Raw genomic sequence first — 15,552 nt, 5'->3', positions numbered from 1 at the left:
GTCCGCACGAACGGCGGACGCGGGGGCGAAGCTTAGTGCGCGGCAGGTTTCTGCTGAGCAATCACGCAATGTGCGGCGTTCGAATCAACAGCCATGGAGGCCGAGGCGACGGCACGCTCGCCAGCGTGGGCTGCGTCCGGCGGACCCACCAGCAACGCCCACACGGTGAATGCAGCCATGGCCACAGCGGACAGCACGGGAACGACAACAGTCTTGTTCAACATCGCAGTACCAGGGGTTGGAGTCAAACTTGACGGGGAGTCTAGAGGCGTCGTTTCCGGTGGGCAAATGAGCGTTTCTTAAATCTCTGTGTAGCAGAACTACCGGACGGTAAGTATGCGAATCTCATGAAAATGATCATGAAACACATAGAACACCGACACCGCGCGGAGATGGCGATCTGACGCGAGTTGGCCAACCGAGACGCATCAGGCCGATCGCGACTTTGCAAAGAAAAAATCCCGGCGCTCCATCCGAAGACCGGGATTTGTCAGACACGCCGTACGGCGAAATCCTAAAAAAGCTTACTTCTTATAGTTGGCAACGCCGTCGGCGATTTCCTTGTGGGCTTCTTCAATCCCGCCCCAGCCTTCGACCTTGACCCACTTGCCGGCTTCCAGCGCCTTGTAGTGCTCGAAGAAGTGCTTGATCTGGTCCAGCAGGTTCTGGCCGATGTCCGACAGGTCGGTCACATGGGCCGTCGCCGGGCTCAGCTTGTTGACAGGCACGGCAACCAGCTTGGCGTCCACGCCGGATTCGTCCGTCATCTTCAGCATGCCCAGGGCACGGCAGCGCACCACGCAACCGTGGATTAGCGGGAACGGCGTGACGACCAGCACGTCCACCGGGTCGCCATCGCCCGACAGCGTCTGCGGGATGAAGCCGTAGTTCGCCGGATAGCGCATGCCGGTACCAACGAAGCGGTCCACGAACAGCAGGCCGGTTTCCTTGTCGGCTTCGTACTTGACCGGGTCGCTCTGCGCCGGGATCTCGATGATGACGTTGAAGTCGTTGGGGATGTCCTTGCCCGGCGAGACGTTGTTGAAGCTCATGAAAATGCTCCGGAATGCGCGAAGTGCGTAAAAACGCGACGCAAATGGTTGGAAAGAAGCGTAAAAAACTGTCGGCGGGCATTATAGCCCCTCACACCCGGCCGCTTGCCCTACCCGGCGCGCGCGCGTGCGAAAATCGCGCGTTGCCGATCTTTTGCAGGAACCCCCCATGCATGCCCAGCACTTCATCGCCAACCGTCTGATGTCGCCCGATTCGGGGATGCGCATCAAGGTGTTCGATCCGTCGGACGGCCAGTCCTTTGCCGAGATTGCGCGCGGCAACGCCACCGATATCAACGTGGCCGTGCATGCCGCGCGGCGGGCGTTCGAAGGCGTGTGGGGCCAGTTGGCGCCGGCCGAGCGCGGCCGCGTGCTCATGCGCGTAGCCCTGCGCCTGGCCGACCACGAAGAAGAGTTGGCCCGCCTGGAAGCCCGCGACACCGGCAAGCCCATGCGCCAGGCGCGCGCCGATGCCCGCGCCGTCGCCCGCTACTTCGAGTTCTACGCCGGCGCCGCCGACAAGCTGCACGGGCAGACCATCCCCTATCCGGCTGATACCACCGTGCTGACCGTGCGCGAGCCGCATGGCGTGACCGCGCACATCATCCCGTGGAACTACCCGATGCAGATTTTCGGGCGCAGCGTGGGCGCTGCATTGGCGGCCGGCAACGCGTGCGTGGTCAAGCCGGCGGAAGATGCGTGCCTGTCGGTGTTGCGCGTGGCCGAGCTGGCCGCCGAGGCCGGTCTGCCCGATGGCGCACTCAACATCGTCACCGGCTATGGCCACGAAGCCGGTGCGGCTCTGGCGGCGCATCCCGGCGTCAACCATGTGTCGTTCACGGGCTCGCCGGAAACGGGCAAGGCGATTGTTCGCGCCGCGGCGGAAAACCACGTGCCCGTCACGCTGGAGCTGGGCGGCAAATCTCCGCAGATCGTGTTTGCCGACGCCGATCTGGAAGCGGCCATTCCGGCCGTGGTGAACGGCATCATCCAGAACGCCGGGCAGACGTGCTCCGCCGGCAGCCGCGTGCTGATCGAGCGCAGCGTGTATGAGGCGATGCTGGATCGGCTGGCCATGGTGTTCGAATCCATCAGGGTGGGCCCGTCGTCGCTGGACCTGGATTGCGGCCCGCTCATCAACCCCAAGCAGCAGCAGCGCGTGTGGGATTTCGTCTCGGATGCGCAGCACGCCAACATTCCGGTGATGGCGCAGGGCCAGGTGGTGCCCGAAGCGCCCGAGACCGGCTATTACCAGGCACCGATGCTGCTGCGCGATGTGCCGCACACGCACCGCCTCGCGCAGCAGGAAGTGTTCGGCCCGCTGCTGGCCGCCATGCCGTTCGACACCGAAGCCGAAGCGCTGGCCCTGGCCAACGGCACGCCTTACGGCCTGGTGGCCGGCGTGTGGACAAACGACGGCGGCCGCCAGATGCGCCTTGCGCGCAAGCTCAGGGCCGGCCAGGTCTTCATCAACAACTTCGGCGCGGGCGGCGGCGTTGAGCTGCCCTTCGGCGGAACGGGCCAATCGGGGCACGGGCGCGAAAAGGGCTTCGAAGCGCTCTACGGCTTCACCACGCTCAAGACCATCGCCATCCGCCACGGCTAAAGGCACCACGCAGCATTCCACCCACAACACGAGGAGACACCATGCGGCTTGCCGGCAAGATTGCCATCGTCACGGGCGCGGGTTCAGGCTTTGGCGAGGGCATCGCCAACACCTTTGCCCGCGAAGGCGCGCGCGTCGTTGTCAACGACTTGAATGCGGAGGCTGGAGAACGCGTGGCCAGCGCCATTCGTGTGGCCGGCGGCGATGCCCATTTCGTGCAGGCCGACGTCTCGAATGGCGATTCTGTTGCCAAGCTGCTCGGTGCCACGCTGGCGCGCTATGGCGATCTGCATATCGTCGTGAACAACGCCGGCACCACGCACAAGAACAAGCCGCTGCTGCAGATCACCGAAGACGAGTTCGACCGCGTGATGGCCGTCAACGTGAAGAGCATTTACTGGACGGCGCATCACATCGTCCCGCACTTCCGGGAGCGCGGCGGCGGCGTGTTCGTCAATGTGGCGTCCACGGCGGGCATCCGGCCGCGACCGGGACTGGTCTGGTACAACGCCAGCAAGGGCGCCGTCATCACGGCCAGCAAGGCGATGGCAGCCGAGCTGGGCCCGGACAAGATCCGCGTGAACTGCGTGAACCCCGTGATGGGCGCCACGGGCCTCATCGAGCAGTTCATGGGCGTACCCGACACGCCCGAGAACCGCGCGCGCTTCCTGGCGACGATCCCGATGGGGCGGCTGTCCACGCCGCAGGATGTGGCCAACGCATGCCTGTATCTGGCATCGGACGAAGCGGAGTTCATTACCGGCACGTGCCTGGAAGTGGACGGCGGGCGCTGCGTATAAACCCTGCCGGCGGGCGTCTTGGCGCGCCCGCCCGAGAAGCGCAGAATGCTGTGGCGGTTTTCCAGGCCGAGGTAGGTAACGAGGAGCACTCGGCCTGAACTCACAATAACTCTGGAGACCCGATGGCCATCACCACCCCACCCACCTCACCGGTCGGCGGCGCAGGTACGCTGCCGCCTCAATCCGCCAGCGCGTTTGAAGAAGCCACGTACCGCAAGGTGACGTGGCGACTGGTTCCGTTCCTGCTGCTGTGCTACGTGGTCGCGTACCTCGATCGCGTCAACGTGGGCTTTGCCAAGCTGCAGATGCTCAACGACCTCAAGTTCAGCGAGACCATCTACGGCCTTGGCGCCGGCATCTTCTTCATCGGCTACTTCCTCTTTGAAGTGCCGAGCAACGTGATCCTGCACCGGGTGGGCGCGCGCATCTGGATCGCGCGGATCATGATCTCGTGGGGCGTGATCTCGGCGGCCATGATGTTCGTCACCACGCCGGCCATGTTCTACGTCATGCGCTTCCTCCTGGGGCTGGCAGAAGCCGGCTTCTTCCCGGGCATCATCCTGTACCTCACGTACTGGTATCCGGCGCAGCGGCGCGGGCGCACCACCACCTTCTTCATGACGGCGATTGCGCTGTCGGGCGTGATCGGCGGCCCCATCTCGGGGTGGGCGATGAAGGCGTTTGCCGGCGTCTACGGCCTGGCCGGCTGGCAGTGGATGTTCCTGATCGAAGGCATTCCGTCGATCATCGTCGGCATCTTCGTGCTGGCGTATCTGGACGACCGCATCACCCACGCGAAGTGGCTGACCGACGAAGAGAAGGCGCTGCTCGCCCGCAACATCGCCGCGGAAGACGCCGATAAGGAAGACCCGCCCATCGGCACCGTCCTGTCCAGCCCGCGCGTATGGCTGATGAGCCTGATTTACTTCACCTTCGTGATGGGCCTGTATGGCGTGAGCTTCTGGCTGCCCACGCTGATCAAGCAGACCGGCGTGGCGGATCCGTTCTCAGTGGGCTTGCTGACGGCGATTCCGTACGGCGCGGCCGTCGTCGCGATGGTCTTGGTGGCACGCAGCGCCGATCGCCTGCGCGAGCGCCGCTGGCACATCGCGATTCCGGCAGTGGTGGGCGCCGTGGGGCTCGTGCTGTCGGCCGTCTGGCACGCCGATACCACGCTGGCCATGGCAGCGCTCACACTCGGCACCATGGGCATCCTGACCACATTGCCGCTGTTCTGGAGCCTGCCGACTGCCTTCCTGGCGGGTACCGGCGCTGCGGCGGGCATTGCGCTGATCAACTCTCTGGGCAACCTCGCCGGCTTCCTGAGCCCCTACGCCGTCGGCTGGCTGAAAGACGCGACGCAGAGTACCGATTCGGGCATGTACATGCTGGCCGCATCGATGGTGCTGGGCGCGGTCCTCACGCTTTCCGTGCCGGCGCGGATGGTGAACAAATAGGCGCCGTCGCGCGCAAGAAAAAAGGCCGGGGTCATCCCGGCCTTTTTCATTTCACGGCAAGCAAGGCGCTTTGCCGATAGTGTCGCTGGGCGTCTTCCATCCGCTCCGTCTGCTCGAACATCTGGGCGAGCGCCAAGTGCGCATGGGCGCGCAGGTTGCCGGAATGATCTGCATCGGCATACTTCAGCGCCGATTCCAGGCTCGACTGCGCCTTGCCCCAGAGCTGCTCCTTGAAGCACAACATGCCCAGCGTGTAGAACAGGTCGGCATCCACCGGATGCTGGCCCAGCCATTTCTCGGCTTGCTGGATCAGCGGCAGTGCCTTGCCCGGCACGGCGCAATCGGCATAACGGCGGATCAGACGGCCATCCCAATGCGCCTTCAAGCCGTCCTCGACGATGCGTTTGGCGTCATCCGTGCGACCCAGCTGCGCAAAATACAGCGCCGCCTGTGAGGCAATGCGCGGCGAGCGGCGCTCCTCCGTGGTGAGTTCGCGCCAGAAGCCGTTGAGGGCATCAGCATCGTGGCGGCGCTCGGCCAGCAGCGTTTCACACGCCATCTGCTTAAGACGCGCGGCCAACACCGAATGGATCGCGTTGCGCTTTTCCAGTGCGCGCGTGAGGCGCAGCACCTCGCCCCAATTCTTCAGATGCTGATGCGCGCGCAGTGCAATGCGCTGCGCCTGAATCTGCCGCGAACCCTGCGACTGCAATTGCGCGATTTTTTCCAGCGCGCCTTCGGCATCGCGCGCATCGACCAGCAATTCCGCCATCGACACGAGCTTCGCCTGCTCACGATCGGGCGAGGCGACTTCTGCCATCCACGCGTCGCGGCGTTCGGTTTCCTGCATGCGGTGTGCGGCACGCGCGCCGATCAGTGCGGCCGTCTCGCGCTGTGGCTCCCAGGCCTGGGCTTCTCGCGCCTGGCGCTCCGCATGGCCGAAGCGGCCGGCAAACAGGCTTTCCATCGCTTCGCGCAGCGCGGCGGATGCCTTCAGGATGCGGTTTCGCTCGCGATACGCCGCAGCACGCGCCGGCATACCGGCCACATGGTGGAAGAGCCGCATCACGAGATGCAGCACCACGAACGTCGCCAGCAGTGCCGCCAGCACGAAGTTCAGCGACATCTCCACCCGGTACGGCGGGTAGAACAGCACGACGTTGCTCAGGTTCAGTTCAGTAAACAGCGCCAGCCCGACGGCGGCGGCAAACAGGAGCGCGACCCAGAATACCCAGCGCATGGTCACTCCTTGCCCGAACCGCGCACGGCGGCAAGGCTGTCAGCCAGCGTCGGCACCTGCAGCGTGCCCACCGTCGCGCGCACTTGCGACAGTTGATTCTGCACCGTGGTCACGCGCGAAGACTGCGTATCGAAGTAACGCGCGAGCAGCGTATCGGCGCGACTGAGATCGGCGCGGAACACGTCGTCATTGCGCGAGAGGAGCGCCAGGCGCGCATTCATCAGGCGCAGCTTGAGGTTTTCGCGCAGGAACCACGCCTGGTCGGAAGACAGCAGCAGCGCCTCGGTCTGATCGACGCGGCGGACCTGCACAATCTGGCCGAGTTCGCCTCGCACGTCGTTCCACAAGCGGCCCCACCAGGCGCGTACGCCAGCAGACCATCCGGCGTTTGGCGGCGTGGATGCCGCCGGTGCCGACGCAGCCTGCGCCTTGGCATTTTTCGTGGACTTCGCGACAGCAGGCGGCGCCTGCGCAGCCTGTTCCGCCTCCAGCGGCTGGGCCGACGAGATGAGCGGCAGTGTATCGACCGCGTTGATGGCGTCGTCCAATCGCAGCGCGGCACCGGCCAGATCTAACGACGGCATCGACTTGAGCTTGGCGATGTCGCGCGATACCGCGCGGCGCACCGCGTTGAACTGCGGTTTGTCGAGCGTGGCCAGGCGCGCATCGACCGTTTGCAGCGCCGCCAGTGCGCCCGCGACGTTGCCCGTCAGTTGCAGCTGCTCGGCGGTGACTTCCAGCGAACGCTGGATCTCGGCGCGCTGCCAGTCGTCGCGGTTGCGCAGGAGGTCTTGATTGGCCTGCTCCAGCGCAGCCTGGCGATCGCGCGTTTCCGCGGTACGGGCATCCAGCGCGCCGAACTTCTGCTGCAACTGGGAAACCGAATCCTGATCCGCGCGGGACAGCACGCGCATCTCCTGCGCCAGCGCTTCGTTCGTTTGGGCGTGCTGGCGAATCTCGCGTGCAAGGCGCTCGTTGCGCACCTGCAGCGCGGCCACCGCCGCCACGACGGCCACCAGGACTACCCAAATCAACCAACCGCCGCGGGCTGGCGCATGGCTGACCGTCATGGTGGGCGCAAACGCTGCAGGCGCGGGGGCCGGCGTGGGCGTGGCGGCGGCCGGCGCGGATTCCGGTGCGGATGTCGAAGCGGGAGCGGACGAGGGAACGGGAGTCTGCGTCACAGTGGAAGAAGAAGTAGACGGGGTTGATTCAGCCGGCACCGCCGGCGACCCATGCTCGGGCGCCGATACCGGCCCGGCCCAGGCCAGCACGCTGGCGAGCAGCCGGTCGTCGCCAGCGCCGGTCAGCGTCACGTCGCGAAAGCCCAGCGATTTGGCCTGTTCGACGATGCGGGCGTGCGAAGCAAAGCACGGCGCGCCATGCAGCGTGTCGAGATCGGCCGGCGACAGATTCGCGCGAGCCAGCTCATCGAGATTGCGCACGGCTTCCGAACTGGTGAGCGTCCAGGCATGGCGGGCCGACAGCACCGCTCGCAACGCGAGCCACGCAGCAGCATCGGGCACCGGGACGCTGCGGCGGTAGGCCTCCACCGTGCGGACCGATGCACCGGCTTCGCGCAGTTGATCGGCCAGCCATTCACGGCCACCGTTGCCGCGCACGATCAGCACTTCACGACCGCCGAGCGAAGGCACATCCAGCCGCTCATACAACGCCTCGGAATCCTGGCGCGCATCGTCGGCATGCGTGTCGGGCTTGATCACACGGTGCGCGGGCGGCGCGACCCCGTGCGTGGCAAGCGCCTGTGCGCTCGCGGGGCCCACCACGGCCACCGGCACTTCCTGCGGCCAGCGAAACCCTTCGGGCATGGCGGCAAAAGCCTGCTGCACGGCGTTGGGGCTCACGAACACGACCAGCGCATAGCGCGAAGGATCGCTCAGCGCGGCACGCAAATCGTCGAGATTGGGCGTCGGCGCAATGTCGAGCAGCGGAAACTGGTGCGTGCGCAGGCCGTGGCGCTCAAGCGCCGCCACCAGCATGGGCGCCTGCGCGCGCGGCCGCGTGACCACCACCACGGGTGGGGGTGCCGGTTGAACAGGCGGCGTGCTGGATGCGGGCGACGATGGTGACAAGCGCGGTGGCAAGTGGTCGTCCATGGCGGGCCGTGGGAGTTAGGTAGCAGGCGGCGCGTCGGCGCCCAGCATGGCGAGGATGTCACGTGCACCGCCGGCCAGCATCTGCTGGGCGACGCGCACACCCAGTGCGTCAGCTTCGGCCAGCGTAGATGGCGTGGCTTCGCCATCTGCGGCAAGTTTGCGGGTGCCGTCCTGCGACGCGACAAAGGCACGCAGGCGCAAGGCGCCCGCGTCCGACCACTGCGCGAACGAGGCGAGCGGCACCTGGCACGAACCGCCAAGAATGCGCGAAACAGCGCGCTCAGCGGTGACGGCCAGCGCAGTCGGTGCATCGTGCAGCGGCGCGAGGCACGCGCGCACGTCCTCACGATCCGCGCGAATTTCAATGCCGAGTGCACCCTGCCCCGCTGCCGGCAGCGACTCTTCCGGCGCGATGGTGGAGCGAATGCGATCGACCAACCCGAGGCGCTTGAGCCCGGCGGCAGCCAGGATGATGGCGGCGTAGTCGCCGCGATCGAGCTTGCCGAGGCGCGTATCGAGGTTGCCCCGCAGCGGCTGGATCACCAGATGCGGAAACCGCGCCCGCAACGAAGCCTCGCGGCGCAGGCTCGACGTGCCCACTACGGCGCCGGCAGGCAACGAAGCCAGATCGGCGTAGTCGTTGGAAACAAAGGCGTCGCGCGGATCTTCGCGTTCGAGGATGGTCGACAGCGCAAAGCCTTCCGGCAGTTCCATCGGCACATCCTTGAGCGAATGGACCGCCAGATCGGCACGACCCTCGGCCAGCGCGACTTCCAGTTCCTTCACAAACAAACCTTTGCCGCCCACCTTGGCGAGCGAGCGGTCGAGAATCTGGTCACCGCGCGTGGTCATTCCAAGGATGGACACGTCGCACGCGGGATAGTATTTTTGCAATGCAGCACGCACGTGTTCGGCTTGCCAGAGGGCGAGCCGGCTTTCGCGCGAGGCAATGACCAGCTTGGTCGGCGCCTGGGCTGCAGGAGTCGTTGCAAGCTGGGATTCGACGGGAGTCGGACGGGCGTTGGAAGACATGCGGCAATGGTAGCACGCAGCTTTTTCGCGACAGTCCGGCTATCACGTTGAAGTGATACAGAAACGAGGGCCCTTCAGGCACCTTCGAGCACCCAACCTAGGAGACACCATGACGCAGCCCGCCGCGCGCCGCGCTTCCTCGCGCGCGACCACCGCCCGCAAGGCTTCCGCCGCCCCCGCCAAGACCAGCAAGGCCATTAAGACAGCCAAGCCCGCCGCGAAACCGGTGGCCAAGGCCAATGGCGCGGACGAAGCCAATGGCGCAACACTCGGCCCCACTTCCCGACGCTCGTCGGGCAGCGCCGCGGCCAAGGATCAGCCGCTGAAGGAAGACATCCGCTTCCTCGGGCGCCTGCTGGGCGACGTGCTGCGTGACCAGGAAGGCGGCACCGTTTTCGAAACCGTCGAGACCATCCGCCAGACCGCCGTGCGCTTCCGCCGCGACGGCGACCGCCAGGCCGAGCAGGATCTCGACCGGCTGCTGAAAACGCTCTCGCGCGACCAGACCACGTCGGTGGTGCGCGCCTTCAGCTACTTCTCGCATCTGGCGAACATCGCTGAAGACCAGCATCACAATCGCCGCCGCCGCGTGCATGCGCTGGCCGGATCGCCGCCGCAGCCGGGCAGCCTGATGCGCGCGCTGCTGTCTGCCGCAGACGAAGGCCTGTCGGGCGACGTGCTGCGCCGATTCTTCGAGACCGCGCTGATCGTGCCGGTGCTGACCGCGCATCCGACCGAGGTGCAGCGCAAGAGCACGCTCGATGCGCAACGCGAAATCGCGCGCTTGCTGGCCGAACGCGACGCACCGCTGACCACGCGTGAACGCGAGCGCAACACGGCGCTGCTGCGCGCCCACGTCACCAAGCTGTGGCAAACGCGCATGCTGCGCACCACGCGCCTGATGGTGGCCGATGAGATCGAAAACGCGCTGTCGTATTACCAGACCACCTTCCTGCGCGAAATCCCGGCGCTGTACCGTGAGCTGGAAGAAGACATCGCGACCGTGTTCCCGCGTCGCGGCGCACGCGGTGAGCCGGCCCCGCTGCCGCCCTTCTTCCAGATGGGCTCGTGGATCGGCGGCGACCGCGACGGCAATCCGTTTGTCACCGCGACAACGTTGCGCGACGCGGCACAAAAGCAGGCAAGCGTGATCCTGGCGTGGTACCTGGAAGAGATCCACGCGCTGGGCGCGGAACTGTCGATGTCGACCTCGCTGGTGGACGTGAGCGCGGAGCTGCAGGCGCTGGCCGAGCGCTCGCCCGACCACTCTGAACATCGCGCGGACGAGCCGTACCGCCGGGCGCTGATCGGCGTCTATGCGCGACTGGCCGCCACCTGCCGTGAGCTGACCGGTGAAGACGCCGGCCGCCACGCCGTCGGGCCCGCTCCGGCTTATAGCAATGCAGAAGAACTGCGCGCCGACATCCAGATCGTGATCGATTCGCTGGCGGCGCACCACGGCGAGGTGCTGGCCGACGCGCGGCTCGCATCGCTGGCGCGCGCGATCGATGTGTTCGGTTTCCATCTTTCATCGATCGATTTGCGGCAAGTGTCGGACGTGCACGAAGCGACCGTCGCCGAGCTGCTGAAGGTGGCCGGTGTGGAAGGCGCGTATGCGGCGCTGTCCGAGGCTGACAAGCGCACGCTGCTGCTGCGCGAGCTGCAACAGCCGCGCGTGCTGACGCTGCCGTTCCACGCGTACAGCGAGCAGACCACGTCGGAAATCGACATCTTCCGCGCCGCGCGCGAGGTGCGTGCCCGCTACGGCAACCGCATCGTGCGCAACTACATCATTTCGCACACCGAGACGCTGTCCGACCTGCTCGAAGTGATGCTGCTGCAGAAGGAAGCCGGCATGTACCGCACGGGCGCCAATGGCAGCGGTGGCGCCGCGCTGGACGTCATGGTGATCCCCCTGTTTGAAACCATCGAAGACTTGCGCAACGCCCCGGAAATCATGGGCGACCTGCTGGCCCTGCCCGGCTTCGATGCCGTGCTGGCCGCGCAAGGCAACGAGCAGGAAGTCATGCTCGGCTATTCCGATTCCAACAAGGACGGCGGCTTCCTCACTTCCAACTGGGAGCTGTACAAGGCCGAGCTGGCGCTGGTGGAGCTGTTCGAGCGCAAGGGCGTGCGCCTGCGCCTGTTCCACGGCCGCGGCGGCACGGTGGGCCGGGGCGGCGGCCCGACCTACCAGGCCATCCTGTCGCAGCCGCCAGGCACCGTGAACGGCCAGATCCGTCTGACCGAACAAGGCGAAATCATCTCCAGCAAGTTCGCCAATCCCGAGATCGGCCGGCGCAACCTGGAGACCATCGTCGCTGCCACGCTGGAAGCGACGCTGCTGCCTACGCGCAACCGCCCCGAGGGCCTGGAAGAGTTCGAAGCCGCCATGCAGGCGCTTTCGGACAACGCCTTTGCCGCGTACCGCAACCTCGTCTACGAAACGCCGGGCTTCAAGGACTACTTCTTCGCCACCACGCCGATCACCGAGATTGCCGACCTGAACCTCGGTTCGCGCCCGGCCTCGCGCAAGCTGATGGACAAGAAGCACCGCCGCATCGAAGACCTGCGTGCGATTCCGTGGGGCTTCTCGTGGGGCCAATGCCGTCTGCTGCTGCCGGGCTGGTTCGGCTTTGGCAGCGCCGTCCAGCGCTGGTTGGACGACGCCGGCAACGCCAAGGCCCGCGCCGCCCGCCTGACCACGCTCAAGCGCATGCACAAGCAGTGGCCGTTCTTTGCGAACCTGCTGTCGAACATGGACATGGTGCTGTCCAAGGCGGATCTGAACGTGGCCTCGCGCTACGCGCAGCTCTGCGACGACCGCAAGCTGCGTAACGCGGTGTTCTCGCGCATCTCGGCGGAGTTCACGTTGACCGAGCAGATGCTGGCCGCCATCACGGGGCAGTCGGAGCGCCTGGCCGACAACCCGCTGCTGGCGCGCTCCATCAAGAACCGCTTCCCGTATCTCGACCCGCTGAACCATTTGCAGGTCGAGCTGCTCAAGCGCTTCCGCTCTGGCAAGGCCGGCAGCGACGATGCACGCGTGCGGCGCGGCATCCATCTGTCGATCAACGGGATTGCCGCGGGCCTTCGCAATAGCGGCTGATCAGGCTGCCAGCGCGGTGGCGGCCGGGCGTCGGCTGATCCACGCCATCGCCATCGCGCCGGCGTACGACAGCGTCATCAGGCCAAACACCATCGGCGAGGCGTGCGCCAGCTCGGGCACCACCGTCACGACGGCGCCCGCCGCTGCCACGCCCAGCAAACTGCCCGTCTGCCGGGCGGCGTTGAGCAGGCCCGATGCCGTGCCGGCCAGCTCGCCCGGCGCCGCAGACAGGATCGTCGAAGTCATCGGCGCAATCGCCAGCGCGGTACCGCCGCCGTAAGCCACCATCGTTGCGCTCACCACCCACAGGTGCGCATGGCCCGTCAGCGCAGCCGACGTTGCCAGCAAACCCGCTGCGCCGATCAAGAGGCCACTCAGCATCATCGTCGGCGTTGAAAAATGCGCCATCAGCTTGCCGGCGAAGATGTTGCCCGCCGACAGGCTCACCGCCATCGGTAGCATGACGAGGCCGGTCTGCCGTGCGCTGAGATGTTCGATGTTCTGCAAATGCAGGCTCAGCACGAACAGGGCACCGTAATAGCCGAAATTCAGCAGGAACCCCACGCCGTTGACCGCGCCCAGCGTGCGATGCCCCAGCCAGGCCAGCGGCACGAGCGGCGCGCGCGCACGGCGTTCGGCCACAACGAACAGCGCACCGGCCGCCACCGTCAGCAGCGCGGCACCCCACACCCAGGGCGATCGCGCGCCCCGCACCGGCCACTCGATGGCAGCAAAACACAGCGCCGCGAGCATCACGGCGCTCGTCACCTGCCCCGCCCAGTCGAACGGCTTGGCCCGTGCCGGCGTGTCGTTGCGCACGATCATCCACGTGCCCAGCATGCCGACCACGCCCAGCGGCACGTTGATCAGGAAGGCGCTGCGCCAGCCGTATGTGTCGACCAGCACGCCGCCCAACGCCGGGCCCACGGCTGCGGCAGTCGCGACGATGGCGCCCCACAGGCCGATGGCCCAGGCGCGCTCGCGCGGGTCCTGAAACGTGCTGCGGATCAGCGACAGCGAACTCGGCAGAAACATCGCCGCGCCCACGCCTTGCAGGATGCGCGCGGCAATCAGCGTGGTCACGGAAGGCGCCACTCCACAACCGGCTGATGCAACGATGAAGACCGCCATTCCTGCCATGAACACGGTGCGCGCGCCAATGCGATCGCTCAGCAAACCGCCCGTGAGGATGAACGCGGCAAACGCCAGCGTGTAGGCGTCAACGATCCAGGCAAGTTCTGCGACGCTGCTGTGCAGGCTGTCGCGCATGGCGATGAGCGCCACGTTGACCACGGTGGTGTCGAGCACTGCCATGAACACGCCCGACGTGAGAATGCCCAGCGTGGCGTTGCGGCGCCACCGGCTGAGGTTGGGTTGCAAGTCAGCCCGGGGCGCCGCTCCCATGGAGTTGGCGTTGCATGAAGACATCGCGGAACCGTTTGGAAATTTCATGCAGCCCAGTGTAGGCTGGGGATTGCATGCAAAAAAGCAGCGTTTTTGCATCGCACCACTGCAAATCTGCATCATCCATCTACGAACATTCGGAGCCAGACGTGAACTGGGATAACGGACGCTTTTTCCTGGCCGTGGCGCGCACCGGCACGCTGCGCGGTGCGGCTCAGCGTCTGGGCGTGGATCAGGCCACGGTGGGCCGCCGCATCACCGCGCTGGAAGACGAGCTGTCAGCCAAACTCTTCTTGCGGACGTCGACCGCGCTGGTGCTCACCCCGGCCGGAGAAGCGCTGATCGGCCCGGCCGAAGCGATGGAGCAGGCGGCGCACACCATTGAGCGCCGCGTTGCCGGCATCGACGATCAACTCGCCGGCACGATCCGCGTGGCCACGACCGACACCATGGCCGCCACGTTTGTGCTGCCGGCCATCGCGCAGCTACGGCAGCGGCATCCGGGCATTGAGGTCGTCTGCATGGCGTCCAAGAGCATTGCCAACCTCACCAAGCGCGAGGCCGACGTGGCCGTGCGCACGCTACGGCCCGATTCTCCGGACCTCATCGCGCGGCGCATCGGGCAAATGGAAACCGGTATCTATGCGAGCCGCAGCTACGTGGCCGCGCGTGGCGAGCCCGAGGAAGGGACGGCCTTTGCGGGGCACGATCTCGTGCTTTATCCGCGCAACGAAGTGCCGTGGATGTGGGAAGACCTCTGCGGCGAGCCCATTACGCGCGGGCGTGTCGTCTTGCAGAGCAACTCGGCGCTGGCGCTGTTCGAGGCGGTGGCCGCAGGCATTGGCATGACCGAACTGGTGTGCAGGCGTGCGCAGGTCTATCCGCAACTTGTGCGTGTGTTGCCCAATCGGCGCAGCATGCAGGACGTCTGGCTCGTGACGCACGCCGATCTGCACAAGACCGCGCGCGTGCGTGCCCTGCTCGATTGCATCGTCGAAGCGTTCGACGCGCCAAAAAAAACCGCCACACCGTAACGAGCGGCCGGTGTGGCGGCCCAACAAACCGCTTAGCTGATGAACGCGACGGGCACCGGGTCTTCACCCAGCGCCGAGAGCAGCACCGCCCAATGCATCGTCTCGTCGCCCAGGATGCTGGCGGCGGCCTTGGCGAGGTCGCGCGTGTAGAAGCTCGGTATCACGCCCAGGTAAGCCGAGGCAGCGCCCTTCTCCAGGCCCGCGGCAAAACGCAGCACGTCGGCCTGCGTCTTCAGCTGGCTGACCGGAAAGTTGTATTCCGCCGCCGTTTTCTCCATGACGGGCGTGCCGCCCAGCTTGGACACCGCGCCTGCCAGCACCGACGCATGCGCTTTGTGGTGGCCCTGGAACTTCACCGCGGTTGCCAGCACGGGCTTTTGCAACAGGCCGCTTTCCGCGCCCACCTGATAGGCGGCGATGGCCTGATATTCGAGGCCGAGCGCCACGTTCAGGATGTTGACGTCGTCTTTCACGCTGCCGGATTGCGTCTGCGCCCAGGCCGGCATCGACTGCCCCAGCGACACCGCCGCCAGCGAGCCCAGCGCCATCAGCCCCGGCGCGCGCAGCAGCACGCGACGACGCACATCGATGCGTGGGCTGTCGCTCGCCAACTGATCCATCTCTTGGGTTGTATCCATCGTCGATCTCCTTGCATTGTGGGAAGGAAGCGCGACCCGTGCGGTACGAAGTCCGAATCGCGG

12 protein-coding genes are annotated in these 15,552 nt (G+C 66.1%); 5 read left to right on the top strand and 7 right to left on the bottom strand.

Annotated features, from left to right (window positions below; genetic code table 11):
• Positions 1–32: 32 nt before the first annotated feature.
• Together N511_RS0119580 and ppa are read right to left on the bottom strand one after the other, a co-directional pair.
• On the bottom strand, positions 33–224 hold the full coding sequence (locus N511_RS0119580) for a hypothetical protein (protein WP_027680822.1): 192 nt from the start codon (positions 222–224) through the stop codon (positions 33–35).
• Between the two features lie 300 nt (positions 225–524).
• Entirely contained in the window at positions 525–1,052 is a 528-nt protein-coding gene (gene ppa, locus N511_RS0119575; RefSeq protein WP_009241241.1) for an inorganic diphosphatase, read from the bottom strand.
• Between the two features lie 169 nt (positions 1,053–1,221).
• Here ppa and N511_RS0119570 point away from each other — a divergent pair, with 169 nt between their 5' ends.
• The 3 genes from N511_RS0119570 (at position 1,222) to N511_RS0119560 (ending at position 4,915) form a co-directional block, all read left to right on the top strand.
• The gene (locus tag N511_RS0119570; protein ID WP_027680821.1) at positions 1,222–2,658 is read left to right on the top strand and encodes an aldehyde dehydrogenase family protein; all 1,437 of its coding nucleotides are present in this window, start codon (positions 1,222–1,224) and stop codon (positions 2,656–2,658) included.
• 41 nt (positions 2,659–2,699) lie between these two features.
• Positions 2,700–3,458, top strand: a complete 759-nt coding sequence (locus N511_RS0119565) for an SDR family oxidoreductase (RefSeq protein ID WP_027680820.1) — start codon at positions 2,700–2,702, stop codon at positions 3,456–3,458.
• 122 nt (positions 3,459–3,580) lie between these two features.
• Positions 3,581–4,915 carry an MFS transporter gene (locus N511_RS0119560; RefSeq protein ID WP_027680819.1) on the top strand — a complete coding sequence of 445 codons (1,335 nt, stop codon included), beginning with the start codon at positions 3,581–3,583 and terminating at the stop codon, positions 4,913–4,915.
• Positions 4,916–4,961: 46 nt separating this feature from the next.
• On the opposite strand, the gene N511_RS0119555 is transcribed toward N511_RS0119560, so the two are convergent.
• Genes N511_RS0119555 through hemC form a run of 3 tightly spaced genes read right to left on the bottom strand, consistent with a single transcriptional unit; the run spans position 4,962 to position 9,304 of the window.
• Positions 4,962–6,155 (bottom strand): heme biosynthesis protein HemY, encoded by a 1,194-nt coding sequence (locus N511_RS0119555; protein ID WP_027680818.1) that lies wholly within the window; start codon positions 6,153–6,155, stop codon positions 4,962–4,964.
• 2 nt (positions 6,156–6,157) lie between these two features.
• Complete coding sequence (gene hemDX / locus N511_RS0119550) at positions 6,158–8,272, bottom strand: fused uroporphyrinogen-III synthase HemD/membrane protein HemX (protein WP_027680817.1); 2,115 nt, start codon at positions 8,270–8,272, stop codon at positions 6,158–6,160.
• 15 nt (positions 8,273–8,287) lie between these two features.
• Positions 8,288–9,304 (bottom strand): hydroxymethylbilane synthase, encoded by a 1,017-nt coding sequence (hemC, locus tag N511_RS0119545; protein WP_027680816.1) that lies wholly within the window; start codon positions 9,302–9,304, stop codon positions 8,288–8,290.
• 109 nt (positions 9,305–9,413) lie between these two features.
• On the opposite strand from hemC, the gene ppc reads away from it, so the two are divergent.
• The gene (gene ppc, locus N511_RS0119540; RefSeq protein WP_027680815.1) at positions 9,414–12,413 is read left to right on the top strand and encodes a phosphoenolpyruvate carboxylase; all 3,000 of its coding nucleotides are present in this window, start codon (positions 9,414–9,416) and stop codon (positions 12,411–12,413) included.
• Here the strand turns inward: ppc and N511_RS0119535 are convergent, their stop codons facing one another.
• Positions 12,414–13,841, bottom strand: a complete 1,428-nt coding sequence (locus tag N511_RS0119535) for an MFS transporter (protein ID WP_027680814.1) — start codon at positions 13,839–13,841, stop codon at positions 12,414–12,416.
• A gap of 125 nt (positions 13,842–13,966) precedes the next feature.
• Here N511_RS0119535 and N511_RS0119530 point away from each other — a divergent pair, with 125 nt between their 5' ends.
• On the top strand, positions 13,967–14,851 hold the full coding sequence (locus N511_RS0119530) for a LysR family transcriptional regulator (RefSeq protein ID WP_027680813.1): 885 nt from the start codon (positions 13,967–13,969) through the stop codon (positions 14,849–14,851).
• 32 nt (positions 14,852–14,883) lie between these two features.
• On the opposite strand, the gene N511_RS0119525 is transcribed toward N511_RS0119530, so the two are convergent.
• Positions 14,884–15,489 (bottom strand): ferritin-like domain-containing protein, encoded by a 606-nt coding sequence (locus N511_RS0119525; RefSeq protein ID WP_027680812.1) that lies wholly within the window; start codon positions 15,487–15,489, stop codon positions 14,884–14,886.
• Positions 15,490–15,552 lie beyond the last annotated feature (63 nt).

Source organism: Ralstonia sp. UNC404CL21Col, assembly GCF_000620465.1.
Taxonomy (GTDB): domain Bacteria; phylum Pseudomonadota; class Gammaproteobacteria; order Burkholderiales; family Burkholderiaceae; genus Ralstonia; species Ralstonia flatus.
The sequence above is the reverse complement of the archived record's forward strand: the minus strand, read 5'-3'. Positions and strand labels throughout refer to the sequence as shown.